Raw genomic sequence first — 1,218 nt, 5'->3', positions numbered from 1 at the left:
GGGTGCGTGCGCCACACCGTCGAGGACGCGATCGCCAAGGGCTTCCGCCCGATCATCCCCCGGGAGACGGTCGCCACCTCGGGCTGGGGATCCGAGAGGGTCTTCGGGACCGTGTCCTCGAACTGCGGGAGGCGGTTCAGGTAATCCACCACCGAATCCGTGGACTCCACGTCACCGAACTTGTTGTCGATGTCGTAGAGGTTCCACTGCACGACGCCCGGGACGCGGTCGCCGATGGTCTCCCGGGGGATGATCGGGCGGAAGCCCTTGGCGATCGCGTCCTCGACGGTGTGGCGCACGCACCCGGCCGCGGTCGCACCGGTCACGATCAGGGTGTCGATGCGGTTGGAGGTCAGGAAGAGCTCGAGGTTCGTCCCCGGGAACGCCGAGGCGCGATTCTTCTCGATCACGACCTCGCCGGGCGCGGGCGCAATGCGGTCGTCGATCTGCGCCCAGTAGGAATCCGCCGGAAGGGTCTCCGTGGGGATCTTCGAGTACCACAGACCCATGTCGTTCGTCCCGGAGGTGGCATCGCGGTTGCGATACACGTTCGTGGTGTAGAAGACCGGGACGCCCTTGGCGCGCGCGGCCTCGTTGATCCGCTGGACGTTCGGGATGATCTCCTCCATGCCCGGGCAGCTGAACGGGTGACCCGGACGGGTCCAAGCGTTCGCGAGGTCGATGTGGATGACGGCGGGGCGGTTGCCGTAGCCGATCCGACGCTTGAAGCCTCGCTCGTTGTAGATGCCCGTGCCTGCTTCGAACGCCTCCTCCAGCACTGCTGCAAGACGGGCTTCGATGTCGTTGGACGTCGCTGTCTCTGTTGTCATGGTTCTCTCCACTCTCTCGGCTGTTGTGTTTCTAAGATAGCAACGAGGTTGCTGTACTGGATACTGTAGCGCACGAACCGGCGCACCACCAGAGGTGCCTGGAGTCTGCATCTCCACCGGACCAACCTCTCGATAGGGCGAGCGTCGGCGAGTGCGTCACTCCGGCAGCCAGGCGAGGGTCCGGTTCGCGGCCCGCCCACCCCAGCAACACGGGCTGAAGCGTCCGCGGTTTTCCCCGCGGAAACATTCGTGCCACGCGATGACACTATCCGCCGCCGTTTTCTCTATTGAGGCTCGCATTGCTCCACGAGCAACATCGTCGGCCCGCCAGGTCAGGTATGCCGGGTGGATGGAGCGCAAAGTAGGCCTACGTGCGTTGCTCCTGTTG

Annotated in this window: 1 protein-coding gene; it reads right to left on the bottom strand. The window is 64.8% G+C overall.

Going from position 1 to position 1,218, the window contains the following annotated elements:
• Window positions 1-830 (bottom strand): N-carbamoylsarcosine amidohydrolase (locus AC1D1W_RS20670; protein ID WP_476944697.1); only part of this gene is annotated, 830 nt, incomplete at its 3' end.
• Between the last annotated feature and the right edge of the window lie 388 nt (window positions 831-1,218).

It is taken from the genome of Arthrobacter sp. P1_B4, from assembly GCF_056406555.1.
Note: the sequence above shows the minus strand (reverse complement) of the source record. Positions and strands in the feature narration are given on the sequence as shown.